Raw genomic sequence first — 19,142 nt, 5'->3', positions numbered from 1 at the left:
GGCTGAAGGCAGGTTGAAACCTGTGGTGTCGGATCGATTATGCATAGCGGCGCACCTCTGACACGAGGTTGGGGCGCTTGATCAGCACGGTTGATGGTTGACCTTCAAGAGCGTCGGCTAATGCGGCGACCGCTTCGACAGGAGCTGGATCCCATATTTCAATCTGGGCATCGCTTGCCCGGTCGCCTTCTAAAACACCGTGTAAAGCTGCGCGGTCCTTTTCATCAAGGTTGCGCCATTTCTGGATATTGTAAGCGCCGAACAAGATGCCGCGTGGTGATCCACGTTGTGTAATTCCGACTGAAAAGCCATGCTGTTCGAGCAATTGTTCTGCGCGGCGGACGGCAGCAAAATCGCCCTGATCCGTCAGTCTTGCCATGAAAATGATGTTTGACATTGGTCTCTCCGCTTAACCCCGGAGGACCCACTGCGCTTTCTACTCAAAACCCGATCCAGCGCAGCCGGTTTATGCGGGGGGCGTGGTTAGTAATATGGGTAGAAATACCGCTTGTTAATAAAAAGCGGGTAAATTACCGTAATTTAATTGACGGGGGATTGCCTGCTTGCAGAATCAACGCTGCGAGCAGGCAAAAAGAAACCCCGCAGAGCGGGGTTTTGTCAGGTTGCAATAGGCTGGCCCTTAATGAGCAGATTTGCGTATTTCATACGCAAGCTGGTCAACCTCTTCCATTCGAAATAGCTTTGCATGAGCTTTACTAAAGTCGTCGCGAAGCTTATCGACAAAGCTTTCAGGTTGATTGCCGAACTTGGCAACCACAATCAGTCGACGTCCCGATATTTCCGACAGGGCCCGGCCTTCAAGAATTCTTTTGCCTGCTTCGGCAAGGCTGCGCTGCGGATTATCAAATCGGGCGGCATCAATCAGATTGTAAACACCATTCTGATAGCCATAATCAGCCTGGATGGTGACACCGTATTGCGGAATAGGAACCGGCTCCGGTCGCTTGTCCAATAGCGGCAAAACGCCAGCAGAAAGGAAGGCGTCGGTGAGAAGGGCGTTCACGCGCTCAATGCGCTTTGCCTGCGGTACCAATATTACCAGTTCCTGAAACAGCTTTTCCGCTACGCGATTCACATCGCCATCGGCAATCGGAAAGGCTGTGGTGAGGCGAAACATATCGGCGCGTCTTGAATTGAATGCTCCAATAAACTCTTCGGAAAAATCACCTTTTTTGAGTTCGTAAGCAATCCGCTCTGAAAAATCATGCAGAGCAAACGAAAGAAATGTCTGGTTTATATCGCCAAAAACGCGCTTCACACGCGAGAAGTCTTCGACAATCTTGCTGGCAAAATCATTTTCCATGCGCGAAAATACGACAACGCCAACATTTATATATTCTGCTCGCTCCGGATAGGGGCTAAACTGAATGATTGAATATCTGAGCCTGTTCAAATTCATTTTACCCCTCCTTTCCGTCAAGGTTTAATTCAAGCTGATCCAGCAGGCTGTTCATAGCCCAATTTTGCATGTTTCGCCCGCGCGCTATCAAGCATTCCGTCAGTCGCTTTGCAAGAGCATTGGTCATGCCCCACTCTTTGGGCGTTGACTGACATATGGATTCTATTGTGTTGGCGTCAATGCGACTTATCGCATTAAGGGCGAATTCAATGTCATTACGATTTAAAAAGGGTTTAAATTCGTCAAAAAGGCCAAATATTATTTCTTCGTTGGCCCATCCATCATCAAGCTCATATTCAAGTCCTGTTTCAGCAAAAGCATGCGTCTGGTCGATAACCATAAGTTTTGTTTTACGTTTATCAGGAACAAAGAGAATATTATCAAAATTATTGTTTTCGTATTGCCCATTATAATCTGAGCAAAAACGGTCTTTGTTTCTTATCCATGTGTCAAAAATAACAAGCAGGACAATTTTTTTGGTATCGCGGACGTTTCGCAAAATCTGAGAGTTCGGAGCCAGTGAAAAGGCTTGTTCCCATTTTGAGAAAAACGCCGGTCCAGCTTCGGCGATGCTTCCGACTGCATCTATCTCGGTGCGAGGGATATTTACAACAGCAAAAGCAGGAGTTTCCAGGCCAACAAGATTGGCGAGCTCGCTGCCAATCAGTTCAGAAATAAGCGCATCCTCTCCGGCAGGATTGCCAATATATTTTATTAATGCCACGCCAGCGTCTGTCACCGCCTTCAGCGGTTTTGTGGTGGTGCCTTTAACTTCATGAATACGCTCAATTGCATGTGGCTGCCAATGAATTCCAGCGAACACAGTGCCTCGCTCTTATGACGGATAATCGGTAATGTGGCGCATAATCGTCAACCTGTAATTTATAGCTTTCGATTAATGTCAGTGTTCATGCTCATTTGCCCGTGCCATAACCATTCTCAGCAACATGCAGTTTTTTGGACATCCTAACCGATTGATTTTTATACATGCGCCGCCGCATGGGTTGCGCAGTGCAATCATGAAACCTCGCGGTGTGACGTGTTCGATGCCTCGTATTCGTCGTCGCGCTCACCAGAAAACAGCCAGTCGGCGCTGATCCGGGTGATTTTGCAAAACTGGGCGACAAGGTTGGGTGCGATTGGTGTCGATGTTTCAAACTTTTTGTATTGCACTTCCGTGACACCAAGTGCTTTAGCCATGTCCGCCAGTGCGATGTTGGCACGGGATCTGGCTTCATGGGTGCGCGCAACAATTGCCTCGTTTGAGGTTTTGTCGATAGATTGCTCTACCAACTCTTCAGGGCCGGAGCCTTCGAGGAGCCAGCCAACAGTTGTGTTAAGAGCTGGGGCTAATGCTGCAATGGTTGCTGTTGATACTCCGCGTCTTCCGGTGTTGGAGGCAACAGCACGCTCTATATTTCTTATCGTGTCTTTGTGCAGGCCAGCCCTTTGCGATGCTGTGGCCGATTTTAGCCCTAGCGCGCGCAGCCTACGATGAATTCGATCTAAAACTTCACTTAACATAGTGCGGTAATATGCCCGCACATTAAAAGCCGTAGAAGCGGTAATAAACCCGTTGACAAAAGCGGGTAATTTACCGCTTATAGGCACATGATTGATATTCGACATCTCATGATCCTTGTCGATCAGTATGAATTAATCACCGGTTGTAGCGATAAGACGCTGAGCAGCCGGATGTTTTCGGATTCTAAGAAGGTTGGCGCCATGCGCGCTGGCGCGGACATAACCGTCTCGCGCTTCAATGCCTCAATTTTCTGGCTATCCGCTCACTGGCCTGACGGCGCTGTCTGGCCTTCTGATATTCCTCGTCCACAATTCAATTCTAATTCGCCCGATCACCTCCCATCGGGCGAAGCCGGGGCGCAGTCTAAGGGCATTGGCTGCGCCCCAACACCGATCTCCGCGGAGGGTGCCTAATGAGTGGTGGCGCATTTTCTTACTTCTTCGTCTTTGCATCTGTGGCAATTGTCGCCTGTTCTTTAATGCTGGTTATTTTGTGTTTGGCGATGCACCGTATGCTTCGGTTGCTGGATGTTGTCAGGTCTATGGTTAGCCACAATTTGGCGATTGTGGAGCTTATTGATTCCAGATTATCGGGCCCGGTGCCGGATGGCGCGCGGCCCGATTGTGCAAGGCCGGGCCATTTTATAAACAGTAATGTCGCGCCTGAGCAGCCGCTTGGCGGTGTTTGCTGTGCTGCAAGAAAAATCCATTTAACCGTTAAGGTTTCATCCCCTTCAGTGTCCGAAGAGGGAGCAATATGAGACAATCTTGCTCCTTTAACGCCAGATATTCGGATATTATGCGCATAAAGACGCTCGTCCCAACGGTTGGTTATGCTGATTTGCGTGGCAAGCCAGCCGTTCTCATCTGGCTTCTCGCATATTTTCCATTCCGCATAAGGCGATTCAGATCGCTCACGATTCTTCCGGTCCTTCCATGCCCACGCAAACGCGATGATGCCAGGTATGGGAAGCAGGAAGGTAATCGGGGATTTCAGCCAAACGGCTGCTGTTTGCGTAGCGACCACAAACGAAGCCCATCCGGACTGAACCCACGAAACAACCTCTTCCACCATGGCGCTGATTCTCCTGTTTTTTCACACTTGCATGGGGCCATGCGCCATGGCGGTTGGCAAGCGCGTCGTTCTTTCCCGCTTCGGCGCGCTTGCGGCTTTGCGCCATCTTCTTCTGCATTGATGCCTCCATAATCAGAACGGTCTGAACCTCTCAAATTTATGACCTTCCCGCCACGGGAAACGACGCTGGATTTTCCCGGCGCGGGAAAGCTTTTGTCTTGAGGACTGCACGATATTGCTGACAACGAACCTCGTGAATTTACCGAACGCTGGCGTATGCGGGTTTTAGCCGCTCAGACAGACCTTATCGACGCATACGGTGGTAGCCGCCGCGTGGTCGAAAAGTTTGCAATTTCAAAGAGTCAGGTCGGGCGTTGGTATGGTGGGGTTGACCGCGACACCATGCCGACGCCGGTTGTCATGGCGCTTGAAGGTTATGTCGGTCGCCCGATTGTTTCGGGTATTATGGTAGAATTTTTAGGGCTTGAGGTTGGCGGCTCGGTAGTCGGCAATTCTATTTCATCATGCCTCTCGGCTCTCAATGCCGATCTGGTCGAGCTGACCGGAAATATGATGGTCGAAACCGTCCGTGCAAAAGCTGACGGCTTTCTATCGCCTTCGGAAGCGCAGCAATTGCGCAAGATTTCGCGCAAGATTGCAAAAATCCACGCCGACATTGATGGGCGACTTGCTGCGGCTGAGGCACGCGAGGCGACCAAATGACCACCTCGCAGGTTTTCAAATACATCACCTGGTCAAATGGTCGTTGGGTTATGCGGTGGCGCCATCCTAACAGCCGATTTGGGAAGGATCGTTCACGCCGTCTCGTAGAGCGCTTCTCCCACAAACCAGCACAAGTTGATCGCATTGCCCGTCTTGTCATCGAGTCCGGCTCGTCTTTGTACGCAGGAAGGAACGTGGAGCATGACTGATTATAATCCATGGAATCCCACACCTGTTGAAAAGTCGAAGGCCAAATCAAAGGCGAAGGGAAAAGCCAATGAGCCTACTGTAAGTATCAGCATTCCGGGCGGACCAAGTACGCCGGAAATTCCCTTGAGTGATTTTACAACCGCTGCGGAAAACATTGCCGGTCACGTACGTGGCCCGAAGAAATCGAAGGTTGATAAAGCCGAAGAGGTTTCTTCCGATGTGATTGCTGTCGGCCAGTTGCGCGCCTTTATCGAGCGCATCGAGCGGCTCGAAGAAGAAAAGAAAACAGTCGGTGACGATATCAAGGAAGTCTATGCTGAACTGAAAGGCTCCGGCTTCGACAGCAAGACCGTCCGCACAATCATCCGCCTTCGCAAAAAAGAAGACCACGAGCGCCATGAAGAGGAAGCAATGCTTCATCTCTACATGGACGCTCTTGGCATGTCGTGAGTGCGCCGCCGATGAAAAAGTTCATCCTGAAGCACGACTTCTTTTTCGCCGTCCTGCTGGCCGTATTCAGTGTTTTGGCTGCGGCTTCTCCTTTTTTCATTGTCGTCTGGTTCGCAGAGGTGCCGTGATATGGAAATTTCTAACATCAAACTACCTGTCCGTTTGAATTCCAAAGCCTATGCCAGCCTTACCGCAATGGCTGAACGCAAGGGCTATAAGCCAAGCGCGTTTGCGCAGATGCTTTTTGATGCTGCATTCGCTGCGCGCGTCGGGCAAGAGCGCGGCACGCCGATATCGGATCGCGAACTGGATCTGCATGTTCGTTTTGCGACTGCAATTTCAGACGGTATCGGGCCTGAAACATTGGAGCGGGCCGTTCTTTTGCTGGAAAGCAATCGCGCCAAAGCTGCCACATCTGCGCGCAAGAGCCGAAAAAGTGAGGTGCGGACATGATCGGCTCCTCCGATACGTTCGATATTCCTCTTGTTGAAATAGATTGGGGTAGTCGGCTTCGCGACATCGACCCTGCGCAAGTGGAGGCGTTGGCTGAATCATTCGCTGAAGTTGGCCTGCGCACACCGATAACGGTTCGACTTAATCCAGATAAGAGCGGCAGGAAATATGTTCTCACTGCTGGTGGGCATCGCTTGGCAGCTGCCACAAAACAAGGGTGGCCAAAGATTGCAGCTTTCATTGTAAATGAGAGTGAAGTTGATGCTGCTCTATGGGAAATTGACGAAAACCTCACCCGCGCAGAATTATCACCCGCTGACAGGGCTATGTTTACCTTTCGCCGTAAGGAACTGTTTCTCCTGAAACATCCTGAAACGGCTCACGGTGGCGACAGGAAATCAAGTCGCAAAAATTGCGACTTGATTGACCGACAGGAACGCAAGAGTTTTGTGGCTGCGACCGCTGAACTAACCGGCAAAAGCCATCGCACAATTCAGTTGGACGTTGAACGCGGTGAGAAAATTTGTGAGGCGGCAATCCGCCTTTTGCGGGGTACGCGTTTTAATAACGGTTCAACACTCGACAAGCTCAAAAGGCTTCCGAGTGATATCAGTCAAATCGCTTATATTGAGGGTTTGCTTGCCGAGGATCGCCGTGTTGCGGCTGAGAATAAGCAGGTCCGGGCGCATTCGCAAAAGGTGAAGCGTGCGGTTCGCATCGCGCGTTTGGCGCATATTGTTGAAAAAGGCACGGCGACGGCTCCGTCAGAACTGGGGCAGCGATACGCGATTTATTATGCTGATCCGCCTTGGAAATATGAGGTCTGGTCGGAAGAAACTGGCATGGATCGCAGCGCGGAAAATCATTATCCAACGATGGATGTTGATGAGATTATTGCGTTGTTCCATCAGCTCGGCATCGCAGACCCTGAATTTCCCGCGATCATGTTTTTGTGGTGCACGAATGCCGGTTTGCGCAAACAGGGCATTCGCGTGCTTGAAGAGTGCGGTTTTGACTATGTACATCATTGGGTTTGGGACAAGGTTCATCAAGGCAATGGTCATTGGGGCTTTGATTGCCACGAATGCCTCCTGATCGGTCGGCGTGGTGATGTCGTAGCGCCCGAAAAAGGCACCCAGCCGCGCACAGTTTATCAGGAAGCCAAGGGCCGTCATTCTGCCAAGCCTGCCTATTTCGCGGAAACAATTGAGCGCATTTGGCCGGATTTGCCAAAACTTGAACTGTTTTGCCGTGATCCGCGTCCGGGGTGGGATGCCTGGGGCTTTGAAGCTGGCGGTAGTGCGGCCAATTCCGACAGTAAACGGGGGGCATCATGAGCGCTATCCCGATCATTGTTGCGCTTCTCGTATTCCTTTGATTTGCCCCAGAAAGCGCGGGGCGATGGTTTGCACGTGCCCACATCGCTTACCTCGCGCAACTGCAAAAGATAGTCGATGGGGATGGCAAATCATGAGCGACACCATGCTGCCAATCCTCCGCGCCATGCATAACGCAGGCACTGACGCCGAACGTGCGGAAATTCTGCTGACATGTCCGATTTCCATCATGCTGAAATATCGGCATGTGCTGGAAAGTTCCTGCGAGCGACACGGTTTTGTGGCCGGTAGTGACTATCTGATCTACTTCTATGCGGCGATGCACGAAACGCGCCATCGTGGTGCGATCAAGGGGGCTGCGCTAAAACATGCACAGGGCCATTTGCTGCTGCTGTGCGAGGCGGTGTCGCCATGAGCGCAGAGGGGGTGGAACTCCGACGCATCCGCGACAAACTGGCGGCGCTGAATGGCGACGACTGGCAGCTATGCTGCGAGGGCGGCGTGTCGTTTGTCGAGGCGAAAACGTGTGACGGGGAACTCAACAGGGTCGCGACATTCCATCCCGGCGCAACGCCTGCGGAGATAGAATTTGTAGTCGGCGCGCCTCGCATGACTGCATTCATGCTCAGACTGGTGGATCGTGCGATAGCTGCCATGCGAGAGGGCGCGCCACGCCAAGCCGCGCCGCGCAGACGCCGCGACTTTGCTGCTGAGGCCGCAATGAAGTGCGACGACGCTGTTTTCAGAGCGTTTCTCGAAGAACGGCACGGCCTTGAGCGGCCTTTGACATCGGATCGCGCGGCGCAACGGCTGCGTTCGATCCTCAATATCAAATCCAGAAAAGAACTGAACGAAAGCAGCGATGCCGCTAATCGCTGGCAGGATTTTCGCGCTGCTTTCGAAGCATGGAAGAGGGTGGGGTGATGAGTGGATCTTCAAAAGCTTGGACTTGGAGGCATGCATTTGCATCCTCCTCACTTCCTGCCACCACAAAGGCCGTTTTGCATACGCTTGGCATGTTCATGAATGAATTTGGCGAAGGTTGTTATCCAACAATCGCTGATATTTGCCGGTATAGCGGTTTCGACAAAAAGACAGTCATGAAACATCTAGCCTCCGCGCGCGATGCTGGCTGGATTGCAGTCTCCTTACATGGATACCGTGGTCAGAAATGGAAACGTCAGGAATATGCGGCTCGCTGGCCAGAGCGCGACCTTGTCGCCGCATGCCCTCCTGCCGACGATGAAAGAGGCGGTGGAGCAGGTCCACCAAGATAAGACCAGTCCAGTAAACATTCCAAATACCCCTCCATCGGAGAGAGCGCGCGAGTGCGAAAAAGAAACCAGAAAGGCGATTGAGGAAGCTTATTGGAAACTGGTCTACGGTTGGCCGGGCCTCGCTGGGCAACCTCAAGAAAAGTGGCTGAAAGCGTGGTTTGCGCTGACACCAGAGGAGCGCATTGAGGCCGCAGCCAAGCGTGATGCTTGGATCGATCTGCTGAAATCCAATGGTCATCACAAGGTGCATCGTCCCGGTACGTACTTCGAAGGAAAGCTTTGGAAACAGGTGCCCGACCAGAGCGCTGAAGCAGGCAGAAAACCGACGCGCATTGAGGCTCGCCCATTCAGTAATCCGTTTATGGTTGAGGTTTACCGCAATTTACTTCTTGTCGAGCCTGTCGCGCCATCACCGATCACGAAAATTGAAGCACTTCTCGTTGAACAAGGGCGCAGAACTGAGGCTGAAATACAGTGGGACAAGCGCCGTGAAAACGGCTGGCCTGCGGTAAACGACATGTTTGAACGCGCCAGAGGTTGGCGCTCAAGCGTTGTGTCAGCATCTCTTACGGCTGTTTTCCCGTTTCTGGTTCCAGTCTTGGTTGGGGGTGAGATGTGGGATGCTTGGAAGGCATTTCACCAAGAGCAGGGCTGGCAGCGGTTTCCACCTACAGGAAAGCTGCAATACGTGCACTTTCCAGCCGGTGGACCTGATGGACTGAAAGATTTCGAAGCGGCTTTGAGGGGATTGGGTGAAAATGATGGCAATTGATCAAAACCAGATCGACCGCGCTATAGCATCTGTACCAAGCGAAGAGCATTGCCGGGCGATTGATAAGGTGCTGGCAAAGCGTCGGCGCATTGCTCGTATGAGGTCAGCGGCAGCGATTCGCATTGATGCTGATGCGCCTTGGCTTATCATCAGGGTATCTGGAAGCGAGATTTCCATCCGTGATGAGATGATAGCGGAAGGGGTTGAAGTAAATGTCCCCATGAAAATGGGTAAAAAAAAGCGCAGGAGAAATGAGAAAATTCCCGCTCGTCTTGAGCCTGTTCTGGTCGGCTACATCTTGGTGAGATGCACGATTACGACTGACGCGCTGGCCGGATTACTGACCTTCACAGGCGTCACTTCAATTCTTGGTGGCTACGAAAAGCCATTCTTAATGAGTGCAGAAAAAGTAAATTTATTCAATGAGAAAGCTGCAAAAGGTGAATTTGATCATGAACGTCCGATTACGCTGTTTGCGGGCGTTAAAAAGGTTAGGATTGTCGAAGGTCCGTTTGCCGGTATGAGTGGTGAAGTTGTCTCTGGTATAGGTGGCGGAAAAGGAACGGCTGTCATCGAGATAGAGCTATTCAACCAATATGTTCCAATGATTATGCCACTTGCATTTCTTCTGCCTTTATGAAGATAAATGATGCACGGATGATCCGGTTAGTACAGCGAAACTCGATACACGGTAGCACGTGGGGACATAGTCCTGAGGCGACGCGCTCGGACCCCGCCCTGACAGTCTCAATCACGAGACACCGATTCAGGGCCAGAGCGTGAGCTATGTCTGAAATTTATCGATCACATTGAGCGCCCTTTGAGGCGCTCTTTTAGTATGGGTAGTGCTCTAGACAAGGTTTGACCTGTATGAAGAACTCAGTTGTGAAAACGGGCTCCACAGTAATCGCCAGCAATGGAGCCCATTCTGCATTCTTATTGTTTGTCAGTGAGGCTGGCGCGCGTAGCGCCTATAACTCCCTGAAGCACCTGAATAGCAACCCCGAAGCTCTCAGCCTCCTCATCGATAGCAACACCTTCAGTGATGAAACTCTTGGCATTGTAGATTAGGGTTTTCTCAAGCTCGTCCAGCCATTCGAGATCTTTATGGTTCTTCGCCATGTTTTCTAGTGTGACACGCAGAGCATCAGTCATTACGGCACTGATGGCTCTGTAGGTGGGTACATCTTGTTTAATCTTAAGATGTAAAAACAGCTTCTTTTCACTCATTCCTCAACCTCATTGATGGTCTTTGTCGTGTAGAGCCGACAAAGCCGTAAGTATCCTATTCAGTAGGATGCGTCGATGGTTGTGGCTTTGAGATAAATTCAACCCAGTATTGGTTGTAAGATCCTGAGGAAAAACCTGAGGACATGGAACTTTGTCATCAAAGCCTATGCCTTTACACTCAGCACATCTTTGCACATTTCAGCACGCGTAGGCAGCATATTTGGGGAGGCACGGTAGCCTCTTCGAGGCGCTCTTTTCATATGTTTAGGGTGGGGTACAATGAAGCTTGATGTTTCGAGCGCACCCGGTAGTTCGTCTGCCGCCTTCCTGAACTTAGACACAAGCAGCTTTGATCAGATGCTGACTTCGCTTGAACGCGATGTGATGCCAGCTGCTGCTGCTGCTGCACTTAATCGCGTTGCTGCTGTTGGTCGGCTTCAAGTGCAGGAAGAGATGGAGCTGAAGCTTGATCGGGTCACACCGTTTGCAAAGCGTGGCGTTATCTATGAGCGAGCGAACAAGGACAGGCTATCAGCAACGGTTATGATTTCCGGGCGATCATGGGGATTGAAGAACGCAACGCCGCCTGCCAACTTTCTGACACCTCAATTCTTTGGCGGACAGCGCAATCTGAAATCTTTCGAACGTCAGCTACAATCGGCTGGCTATCTCAAGGCTGGTGAATATGCAGTGCCTGCAAGAGAAACGCCGCTTGATCAATACGGCAATGTGCGCGTGGCCCTGATCGTCCGCATCCTTGCTGACCTGAGAGTTACGCCGAGAACCGAGGGGTATAACCGCAAGCGTAGTGAGGCATCGACAAAACGGAACAAGAATTATCGTTTCGCCCGGTTCTTTGTTGCGGATCGCAATTCGCACCTCCACCCCGGAATTTGGCAGCGGGATCCACGCGATAACAGCATCAAGGCGGTTTACTTGTTCGTCCGCATGCGACCTTACGCAAAGCGGATCGACTTCTTTGGTGTTGTGAAGGGCGTTGCCGAAAAACGGTTCGGGCAGTTCATGGCGGAAGAGATCGGCAAGCGGATGAAGCGATGATCGACCCGAAACCGGTCTGAGCCTCAAAATGTTTCGGGTCCTTCCTCGCCCGGTCTGACTGCGGGTATTTCGCACGGCTGCATCGGGTCAGTCTGAGCCGGAAAACAAAGCCTAAACTCAAGGCTAAACTCCTAAACTCAAACACTAAAGTTGGAACATCGAGCGCGGGATCAAGCGCCGCCGCTGCTTTATCCCGAGGTTGAGAAATGACAGCAACGCAATCGTTGCCCACGATGACGAAGGGCGAGTTTGCCCGATTGATCAATGTCACGCCGGGCCGTGTGTCTCAGTATATTGCTTCAGGCCAGATCGGGCCGGATGCCTTGGATGGCACAGGGCGCAGCGCCCGTATCATTGTCGATAAGGCGCGCCGTCATCTCAATGGTCGGCTGGACGTTGCTCAGCGGCTTGGACTGAATGGGATCGCAACACGCGCTGCGCCGTCAGAGGAATCGAAACAGGAGTTTGATCTTTCAGGAGCGCCGCCAGTTACAATTCCCCGCACCGATGCGGTTGCGGACCAGATTGCACTTGAAAAACTTGAACAGGCCAAAATGCAGACCGCGCGAGCACGCCGCGAGGAAGCACTTGCAGAGGGCCGGTACATTTTCGCAGACGATGCGAAAGCAGAGATCACCCGTGCTGTTGCGATGGCTTATCGGGTGATGGAGGGCGGACTAGCTGATATGGCGACATATCTGGCGGGTCAATTTGAAGTGCCGCAACGCGATATCCTGCATCACTTGCAGAGGTCTTTTCGTGATGTGCGCGCTCGCGCAGCCCAAGGCTTTCGCGAAGCTGCTGAGAATGAACCGGCCCATATGTCTGATGATGATATTGAAACGGATGAGGATGATGAATGACGCTTCTCTGCAATCCGCGCCGGTTGACCTATCAGGTGTTGATGCAGCAAACGGAACCGCCGCCGCCTGTTGATTATCTGAAATGGGCGAAAGGCAATATCGTCTTTTCAGACCGTATAACCCAATTTCCGGGGCCATATAACGAGGCGCTGTTTCCGTTCTTCTCGGAAATCCTTCGGGCGCTCTCGCCGGAAGATGCATGCCGCATGGTGACGATTTCAAAGTCGGCTCAGGTCGGTGGTACTGTACTGGCAAATATCTTCACGCTCGGCACCATGGACATGGACCCTTGCGATTTTCTGTATGTGCATCCGACCGAGGAAAACGCGTCTCGTTGGTCTAAGCAAAAGCTGATGCCGCTCTTGCGCGAAACGACTTCACTTGCTGCGCTCTTCCCTGAAAAAAGCAGGGATGGCAGCAATTCGATCCACTACAAGGAACGCGCAGACGGTCGCGGGGCTATTCAGGCAGCGGGCGCAAATTCACCTTCCGGCCTTTCAATGATTTCGCCACGCAAACAAGTGCAGGACGATCTGTCGAAGTGGCAAAACAATGAGGCGGGGGACCCGGAAAGTCAGGCAGAAAGCCGCTCAAAGGCTTTTATTGCAGCGAAGATTCTCAAAATCTCAACGCCGCTGATTGCTCCAGGCTGTCGGATATCGACCAATTTTGAACAGGGGACACAAGAACGCTATCATGTTCCTTGTCCGCATTGTCGTCATCTGCATGCTCTCGAATGGGAGAATATGCGCGATCACATCGATGTGGATCATCCAGAAAAAGCAGGTTTCTTCTGCCCCAAATGCGGTGGCGAAATCCGCGAGCATCATCGCGCTTGGATGGTTGATTCGGCCAATGGTGCCAAGTGGGTTGCGAAATATCCCGAACGCGCACGCTATCATCGTTCGTTTCATATTTGGGTGGCTTACTCGCCTCTTGAAAGTTGGGAGGCACTTGCTCGTGCATATCTCAATGTCCAGCGCGGCGGACCTGATGACAAAGGCAAGAAGTCCGGTGCCGAGCAGGTGTTTTTCAATGACTGGCTTGGCCAGCCATTTGAAACCGATGGCGAGGCGATTGGCTGGGAGTTGCTGCGGGATCGGGCAGAACTTGGAGGCGTTATCCGTGGCGTCATCCCGCCACGCGCATTAATCCTGACCATCGGCATCGATGTTCAGGGCGACCGCGTGGAATGGCAGCTTCTGGGCCATGGCAAAAATCGATATCGCGTCGTCATTGATCGTGGGATTTTTGATGATACGGCTGGCAGGTCACTGCCGGGCTATGTTTCTCACTCGGGTCATATCTCAGAGCCGCAGGTGCAACATGCACTTTCAAAGCTCGTTCAGCGTGAATGGCCCGATACATGGGGCAACAAACGCCGCGCTGATCTGACTGCCATCGACGGTAACGCCTATACTGAGGATGTATGGGAATGGGCGCGCAAGCACCCGATCACAGACGTCATCATGGTTCGCGGTGATAACCGTGAAGCCGCTCCGATGCTTGCGCAGGTGAAGAAAGAAAAGGACAAGCGCGGTAAGCCGCTTAGGTATCAGCGCCGTTTCTTTAACTTCAATGCCTCTGTGATGAAGGCCGCTCTATATCGTTCCTATAAAAAGGAAGATCCCGAACAGACCGGCTACATCGAGTTTGCCAAGGGTCTCGGAGATGACTTCTTTCAGCAGGCAACATCAGAGCGGCGCGTGCAGCGCAAAAGCCGTGCAGGTCACCCCTATTATGAATGGGAACTGCCCTCCGGTGTGCGCAACGAAGCGCTTGATATGATCAATCAGGCACAAGCAGCCGCTCTTCGCCTCGGCATCAATTATTGGACCGAGGAAGAATGGGATGCACTTGCAGAGCGCCTTGCAAGCGAGCCGCCGCCTGCGCAGCTCGATCTTGAAGAAATGATGTTTCAGTCGGCATCACAATCGCCGTCTGCACCAAAGCCCGAACCTCAGGAACATAATCCGCTTATAGCGGCAGCAATTGCCAAAGCGCGGGCGCGAGCGTCCCGCCGAGGCTGACAGGAGAAGTCATGTCCAGTCGTGAGATTATTCAGCAGCGTCTCACCGAGGCACAGACTGCACTGCATAAATTGCTGACAGGCGCTGCAACAGTGCAACTGAGTTATCAGGGCGAAAGCGTCACCTACACTACGGCTGATGAGGGAAGGCTGCGCAGCTATATCAAGCAGCTTGAAGCGCAGCTTGGTATCGCCCCAGCTCGGACGCGGGCGCGAAGGGTGGTGTTCGGATGAGTGAAACTGTCATTCTGGATGGCTTCGGCAATCCGTTGCCCGCGGAAGTTCGCACAGCGGCACGCAGGCGTTATGCAATGAGTGCCGCTTATAGTGCAGCTGGTAACGATCATTCATCAATGGCCGGTTGGCGGCCCGGAACTTATTCTGGTCAATCGGCCCTTGGCCTTAATCGCGATGTGGTTGTTGACCGCATCAATGATGCGGTTCGTAATAGTGGCTGGGCTTCGGCAGGTGTGACGCGGCTCGTTGACAACGTGGTCGGCTCTGGCTGGCGACTGTCATCAAAGCCAAATGCCCGGACGCTCAATCTCAGTGAAGATGAGGCTGATGAGATCGGCGACCAAATCGAGGCGCTCTGGTCAGATGTGGCAACTGATCCGCGTAACTGGTTTGATGCAGAACGCACAAAGTCGGTGTCTGGCATTCTTGGACTGGCAGCGCGTCATCGCTTCACCGATGGCGAGGCATTCGCGGTACTGCCTTATCGCATGGGCGGTAACGGTTACGGCACGTGCGTGCATGTGATTGATCCGGCTCGCTTGTCGAACCCGATGGGAAAGATGGACTCCGAGACGCTGCGCGATGGTGTTGAACTCGACGCATATGGCGCACCGATTGGCTACCATGTTCGAAAGGCGCATGCGGGTGATGTGTTTGGTCGTGTGCGAGACACGTTCATCTGGGATTATGTCGAACGCGAAGATGAGTTTGGCAGGCCGCTTGCGGTTCATTCCTTTGAAGCAACACGCGCAGGAATGACACGCGGTGCGTCACGTTGGGCACCGATCTTACAGCAGCTGAAGCAGGTGTCGGATTACAACGATTACGAATTGCAGGCAGCATCGCTCAATGCGGTTATGGCTGCGTTCATCAAAACACCTTTTGATATGGACCAGTTGGCGGATTCGTTGGGTGCTTCCGATATCGGAAAGTCAGTGAATGCCTTGGGCGCAGCGCAGGCAGCGGCCTATGCGGTTGACCCGATCAGGCTCAAGGGTGCGCAGATCAATTTCTTGAACCCCGGTGAGGATGTTGTTTTTACAAAGTCTGAGCATCCGAATGCTGCTTTCGAAGTCTTTGTGAATGCCGGGCTTCGCAATATCGCATCCTGTGTTGGACTGACATATGAGCAGCTGACGATGGACTGGTCGAAGGTGAACTATTCCAGTGCACGTGCAGCGTTGCTGGAAATCTGGCGCGGGTTGTCGTCAGAGAAATCCAGTTTCGCTCATTCCTTCTGGGTGGGTACGCGCTGCATGGATTGGTAGTGGTCGTGGCTGGGTTGATCCTGAAAAGGAAGCGAAAGCCGCCGCCATCCGTCTTGCAACAGGCCTGACCACACAGGAATCGGAATCTGCGGAACAGGGGCGCGACTGGAAGGAAGATACGATCCAGCGTGCGCGTGAACTTCGCTTTGCACGCAAGCATGGTGTCACGCCGGGCGAAGCTGCAAGTGCGGGCGTCGTGTCGCGTTTCGTCAATGATTCAAACAAGCCGGGCGAAGGCGATGAGGAAGAACAGAAATGATGCCATATGCAATGCCGGAAGTTGCGGCACGCCTCTTCAATACGCCTTTGATGCTGCACGAGGGAAAAGCAAACATCATCGCGAGGGCCTTTGGTCCGCGTGTTCTCGGAAATGAGGTGAATGTCCGTGCTTCGCCAGAGATGGGCGTACTCACACAGGATATGCGGGAACTGCGCGACGGCTGGACCGGCGAGAAAACATATAACGGTCCCAAAATGGTGGGGCCGGTTGCTGTCATTGAGGCGGAAGGCTCTCTCGTAAACAAAGGCGCATGGGTTGGTAAATCCTCTGGTGTCACCTCTTACGAAGGTCTGAATATCCAGATTGCGGATTGTTATGAGCGCGACGATATCAAGGCTGCGGTCTTAGAGATTGATAGTTTCGGCGGTGAGGTGGATGGCTGTTTTAACTGCGCAGAGGATTTGTATCTCCTGTCACAGAAAAAGCCGACCATTGCCATTCTGACTGATCATGCCTGTTCAGCCGCCTATCTGATCGCCTCGGCCTGTCGTCAGATTGTTATCCCCGCCACAGGCTATGCCGGTTCGATTGGCGTAATCTCGATGCATGTTGATGCATCCGAATGGGCGAAAAAACAGGGGCTGGGCGTTACGATCCTGCGAGCGGGTGAGCGCAAAGCGCGTCCCGGCATGTTTGAAGCCATGTCCGATGAAGAATACAGCACCGCAATTGAGGATTTAGAATCCATGCGTGTGTTGTTCGCTGAAACCGTCGCGCGTTATCGCGGCGGTCGCATTTCTCTTGATGCCGCTCTCGCAACCGAGGCGGATACATTTCGAGGCCAGAAAGCCGTTGATCTAGGCATTGTCGATGCGGTTGCTCGGCCAAAAGATGCCTTCAACGCATTTCTGGCAGCGATAGGCGCGTAAGCGCAACGCCTGACCCATACCCTCACAATCAAATAAGGAAATGTGCCGATGTCGCTTACACGCGCTATCCGGGCTGCCGTTGGTGGCCGCTCCATGAAATCTCGCCTTGAGGAAGATAAACCCGAGGAACTCGAAGAAGAAGATCGTCCAGAAGAAGCTGAGGATGACGAAAACGCAGACCCGTCAGCGGAAGGCGATGAAGATACAAAGCCAGAAGCTGACGAAGACGAGCCGGTCGCGGACGAAGATAAAGACGAAGGCGAATATGCACGCGGTCGCCGCGCAGAGCGACAGCGTATGTCTTCGATTCTTGGTAGTGCACAGGCTGATGGCAATCCGTCGCTTGCTGCACATCTGGCATTCAACACCAATATGAGCGCTAAAAATGCCATTGCAGCGCTGAAGGCTTCCGGCCCGGCTGCATCCTCAACACCGTCGTTATCATCGCGCATGAATGGCCGTGTTCCTGCTCTTGGCAATGGCGGCGGCGCAGCCCAGCCAAAGACAGCGGATGCGAAGCTCGTGGCCTTTGCCAAGAACCGCGCAGCTGCACGCAAGGCGTAAGCCTGCAAGTCTGATCCTTCTCAATTTCTCATAGGGAGTGCTGCAAATGCAGACCCAAGAATATACGCCGGGCGATCTGCTCGTAGGTGATTATCCCGTTGCTGTACGAACAGTTACAATCGGTGCGGGGCAGGTTTTGAAACGTGGTGCCGTGCTGGGTGATGCCGATGGGACATTCATTTTGTCACTCTCCGCTGCCACCGATGGCTCTGAAGTTCCATCTGCTGTTCTCGCAATTGATGTCGATACCACTGCCGGTCCTGTGCAGTCACGCATTTATGCATCTGGCGGCTTTGACGGCTCCAAACTCATTCTGGGTGAGGGGCACACCGTCGATAGCGTTGAAAAAGCATTCCGCGAAGCATCGGCTTCGCTCTTCGTCCACAAGCTCGCTTAACCGCAGCCATCCATCACATGCGTTTTAGGACGCAAACTTCAAGGAAACTCCTGAATGGAAAATCATCTTTTCAGCACAGTTGCGCTGGCTGCGGTTATTGAATCCCGCGACCGCCCAACTGCATGGATTCGCGATACATTCTTTCCAAATGGCTTTCAGTCGGATTTGGAAGAAATCGCCTTCGACAAGCTCAAGCGCCGCCGCAACGTCGCGCCTTTTGTCTCGCCTCTGGTTCCGGGTCGTGAGCGCGCCATTCGTGGCCGTCAGACCACGACTTTCAAGCCAGCTTATGTGAAGCCGAAAAATACCATTCGTCCAGGCGAAGGTTTCCGCCGCCGTCCGGGTGAACGCATCGGTGGCGAGATGAGCGCAGAGGAGCGTTACCTTCAGACTGTCACTGACACGCTCTTTGATCAGGATGATGAAATCACCCGTCGCGAAGAGATTATGGCAGCGGAAGCATTGAAGCTTGGCAAGATTACCGTCAGTGGCGAAGATTACGAAACGCAGATCGTTGACTATGCTCGTAAGCCTGAACTCTCGGTCGCACTGACTGGTGCCAACCGCTGGGGCGAAAATGGTGTCAAGGTCCGCACCTCCATTCGAGATTGGGGCACGCGTGTTGCAAAGGCATCCGGTGGCGCTGCAACAGAAATCATTCTCGGTGCGGAAGCCGCTGAGTTGCATCAGACAGACGAGGAAATGCGCCAGCTGCTTGATAACCGCCGTCAGGCAGATGGCATCATGCAGCTGGGCCCCATAGCAGCTGGCAGCGAAGATATGGTTGCGGTCTATCTTGGCTCGGTCGGTCAGTTCAATTACTGGCAGTACACGCAGCTGTTTCAGGATGATGCCGGGAACGATATCGAAGTCTGGCCAAGCTTTGGCGTTGGCGTGATTTCGCCTTCGCAGTTGCAAGGCTTTATGGCACACGGCGCTATTCAAGACACCAAGGCTCGCCTTGCGCCGCTCTCACGCTTCCCAAAAATGTGGGAAGTCGATGATCCATCCGCAACCATGCTTATGACGCAGAGTGCGCCGCTGCCGGTTCCCGGTGATGCGAATGCTTCGCTCTTCGCCATGGTCCGTTAATCGGACAGCTTCA

Annotated in this window: 26 protein-coding genes; 20 read left to right on the top strand and 6 right to left on the bottom strand. The window is 52.7% G+C overall.

All coding sequences use genetic code 11. From position 1 onward, the window contains the following. Window positions 1-37: 37 nt before the first annotated feature. The 4 genes from H5024_RS11410 to H5024_RS11395 all read right to left on the bottom strand — a co-directional run bounded on the left by H5024_RS11410 (window position 38) and on the right by H5024_RS11395 (window position 3,049). Window positions 38-397 (bottom strand): hypothetical protein, encoded by a 360-nt coding sequence (locus tag H5024_RS11410; protein WP_187546905.1) that lies wholly within the window; start codon window positions 395-397, stop codon window positions 38-40. A gap of 243 nt (window positions 398-640) precedes the next feature. Further along, window positions 641-1,420 carry a DUF3037 domain-containing protein gene (locus H5024_RS11405; protein ID WP_187546903.1) on the bottom strand — a complete coding sequence of 260 codons (780 nt, stop codon included), beginning with the start codon at window positions 1,418-1,420 and terminating at the stop codon, window positions 641-643. A gap of 1 nt (window position 1,421) precedes the next feature. Beyond that, window positions 1,422-2,243, bottom strand: coding sequence for a HipA family kinase (locus H5024_RS11400; protein ID WP_187546901.1), 822 nt, complete (start codon window positions 2,241-2,243; stop codon window positions 1,422-1,424). A 194-nt stretch (window positions 2,244-2,437) separates the two neighbouring features. After that, window positions 2,438-3,049, bottom strand: a complete 612-nt coding sequence (locus tag H5024_RS11395; protein WP_187546900.1) for a helix-turn-helix transcriptional regulator — start codon at window positions 3,047-3,049, stop codon at window positions 2,438-2,440. Between the two features lie 66 nt (window positions 3,050-3,115). On the opposite strand from H5024_RS11395, the gene H5024_RS11390 reads away from it, so the two are divergent. Then, complete coding sequence (locus H5024_RS11390) at window positions 3,116-3,358, top strand: hypothetical protein (RefSeq protein ID WP_187546898.1); 243 nt, start codon at window positions 3,116-3,118, stop codon at window positions 3,356-3,358. Continuing rightward, window positions 3,358-3,705: a hypothetical protein gene (locus H5024_RS11385; protein ID WP_187546896.1), complete on the top strand. Its 348-nt coding sequence runs from the start codon at window positions 3,358-3,360 to the stop codon at window positions 3,703-3,705. Before H5024_RS11390 ends, H5024_RS11385 begins: the two co-directional genes overlap by 1 nt. 153 nt (window positions 3,706-3,858) lie before the next feature. Here H5024_RS11385 and H5024_RS11380 read toward each other — a convergent pair whose 3' ends face one another. Next, window positions 3,859-4,137, bottom strand: a complete 279-nt coding sequence (locus H5024_RS11380; protein ID WP_187546893.1) for a hypothetical protein — start codon at window positions 4,135-4,137, stop codon at window positions 3,859-3,861. A 158-nt stretch (window positions 4,138-4,295) separates the two neighbouring features. On the opposite strand from H5024_RS11380, the gene H5024_RS11375 reads away from it, so the two are divergent. The 8 genes from H5024_RS11375 (at window position 4,296) to H5024_RS11335 (ending at window position 9,881) form a co-directional block, all read left to right on the top strand. Next, the gene (locus tag H5024_RS11375; protein ID WP_187546891.1) at window positions 4,296-4,742 is read left to right on the top strand and encodes a hypothetical protein; all 447 of its coding nucleotides are present in this window, start codon (window positions 4,296-4,298) and stop codon (window positions 4,740-4,742) included. Between the two features lie 429 nt (window positions 4,743-5,171). Next, window positions 5,172-5,402, top strand: coding sequence for a DUF2312 domain-containing protein (locus H5024_RS11370; RefSeq protein WP_187548577.1), 231 nt, complete (start codon window positions 5,172-5,174; stop codon window positions 5,400-5,402). A gap of 129 nt (window positions 5,403-5,531) precedes the next feature. After that, window positions 5,532-5,855, top strand: a complete 324-nt coding sequence (locus H5024_RS11365) for a hypothetical protein (RefSeq protein ID WP_187546889.1) — start codon at window positions 5,532-5,534, stop codon at window positions 5,853-5,855. Continuing rightward, window positions 5,852-7,192, top strand: coding sequence for an MT-A70 family methyltransferase (locus tag H5024_RS11360; RefSeq protein WP_187546887.1), 1,341 nt, complete (start codon window positions 5,852-5,854; stop codon window positions 7,190-7,192). Before H5024_RS11365 ends, H5024_RS11360 begins: the two co-directional genes overlap by 4 nt. A gap of 133 nt (window positions 7,193-7,325) precedes the next feature. After that, window positions 7,326-7,607, top strand: a complete 282-nt coding sequence (locus tag H5024_RS11355) for a hypothetical protein (RefSeq protein WP_187546885.1) — start codon at window positions 7,326-7,328, stop codon at window positions 7,605-7,607. Beyond that, on the top strand, window positions 7,604-8,116 hold the full coding sequence (locus H5024_RS11350; protein ID WP_187546884.1) for a hypothetical protein: 513 nt from the start codon (window positions 7,604-7,606) through the stop codon (window positions 8,114-8,116). Before H5024_RS11355 ends, H5024_RS11350 begins: the two co-directional genes overlap by 4 nt. 264 nt (window positions 8,117-8,380) lie before the next feature. Further along, on the top strand, window positions 8,381-9,241 hold the full coding sequence (locus H5024_RS11340) for a hypothetical protein (protein WP_187548700.1): 861 nt from the start codon (window positions 8,381-8,383) through the stop codon (window positions 9,239-9,241). Continuing rightward, window positions 9,228-9,881, top strand: a complete 654-nt coding sequence (locus tag H5024_RS11335; protein WP_187546880.1) for a transcription termination/antitermination NusG family protein — start codon at window positions 9,228-9,230, stop codon at window positions 9,879-9,881. Before H5024_RS11340 ends, H5024_RS11335 begins: the two co-directional genes overlap by 14 nt. Window positions 9,882-10,177: 296 nt before the next feature. Here the strand turns inward: H5024_RS11335 and H5024_RS11330 are convergent, their stop codons facing one another. After that, entirely contained in the window at window positions 10,178-10,471 is a 294-nt protein-coding gene (locus tag H5024_RS11330) for a hypothetical protein (RefSeq protein WP_187546878.1), read from the bottom strand. Between the two features lie 279 nt (window positions 10,472-10,750). Here H5024_RS11330 and H5024_RS11325 point away from each other — a divergent pair, with 279 nt between their 5' ends. From H5024_RS11325 to H5024_RS11285, 10 genes are all read left to right on the top strand, one after another. Then, complete coding sequence (locus tag H5024_RS11325) at window positions 10,751-11,530, top strand: hypothetical protein (RefSeq protein WP_187546875.1); 780 nt, start codon at window positions 10,751-10,753, stop codon at window positions 11,528-11,530. Between the two features lie 206 nt (window positions 11,531-11,736). Further along, the gene (locus tag H5024_RS11320) at window positions 11,737-12,393 is read left to right on the top strand and encodes a hypothetical protein (protein ID WP_187546873.1); all 657 of its coding nucleotides are present in this window, start codon (window positions 11,737-11,739) and stop codon (window positions 12,391-12,393) included. Then, window positions 12,390-14,423, top strand: coding sequence for a terminase gpA endonuclease subunit (locus tag H5024_RS11315; protein WP_187546871.1), 2,034 nt, complete (start codon window positions 12,390-12,392; stop codon window positions 14,421-14,423). Before H5024_RS11320 ends, H5024_RS11315 begins: the two co-directional genes overlap by 4 nt. 11 nt (window positions 14,424-14,434) lie before the next feature. Next, complete coding sequence (gene gpW / locus H5024_RS11310) at window positions 14,435-14,656, top strand: gpW family head-tail joining protein (RefSeq protein WP_187546869.1); 222 nt, start codon at window positions 14,435-14,437, stop codon at window positions 14,654-14,656. Beyond that, window positions 14,653-15,927: a phage portal protein gene (locus tag H5024_RS11305; RefSeq protein ID WP_247875270.1), complete on the top strand. Its 1,275-nt coding sequence runs from the start codon at window positions 14,653-14,655 to the stop codon at window positions 15,925-15,927. Before gpW ends, H5024_RS11305 begins: the two co-directional genes overlap by 4 nt. Further along, window positions 15,827-16,186, top strand: coding sequence for a hypothetical protein (locus H5024_RS21250; RefSeq protein ID WP_247875269.1), 360 nt, complete (start codon window positions 15,827-15,829; stop codon window positions 16,184-16,186). The genes H5024_RS11305 and H5024_RS21250 overlap by 101 nt, the downstream gene beginning before the upstream one ends. Continuing rightward, entirely contained in the window at window positions 16,183-17,076 is an 894-nt protein-coding gene (locus tag H5024_RS11300; protein WP_187546867.1) for a S49 family peptidase, read from the top strand. The genes H5024_RS21250 and H5024_RS11300 overlap by 4 nt, the downstream gene beginning before the upstream one ends. A gap of 48 nt (window positions 17,077-17,124) precedes the next feature. Next, complete coding sequence (locus H5024_RS11295) at window positions 17,125-17,640, top strand: hypothetical protein (RefSeq protein ID WP_187546865.1); 516 nt, start codon at window positions 17,125-17,127, stop codon at window positions 17,638-17,640. Between the two features lie 46 nt (window positions 17,641-17,686). Continuing rightward, complete coding sequence (locus tag H5024_RS11290; RefSeq protein WP_187546863.1) at window positions 17,687-18,037, top strand: head decoration protein; 351 nt, start codon at window positions 17,687-17,689, stop codon at window positions 18,035-18,037. Between the two features lie 54 nt (window positions 18,038-18,091). Continuing rightward, window positions 18,092-19,129, top strand: a complete 1,038-nt coding sequence (locus tag H5024_RS11285; protein ID WP_187546861.1) for a major capsid protein — start codon at window positions 18,092-18,094, stop codon at window positions 19,127-19,129. The last annotated feature ends 13 nt before the right edge of the window (window positions 19,130-19,142 follow it).

The organism is Ochrobactrum sp. Marseille-Q0166 (assembly GCF_014397025.1).
GTDB lineage: Bacteria > Pseudomonadota > Alphaproteobacteria > Rhizobiales > Rhizobiaceae > Brucella.
The sequence above is the reverse complement of the archived record's forward strand: the minus strand, read 5'-3'. Positions and strand labels throughout refer to the sequence as shown.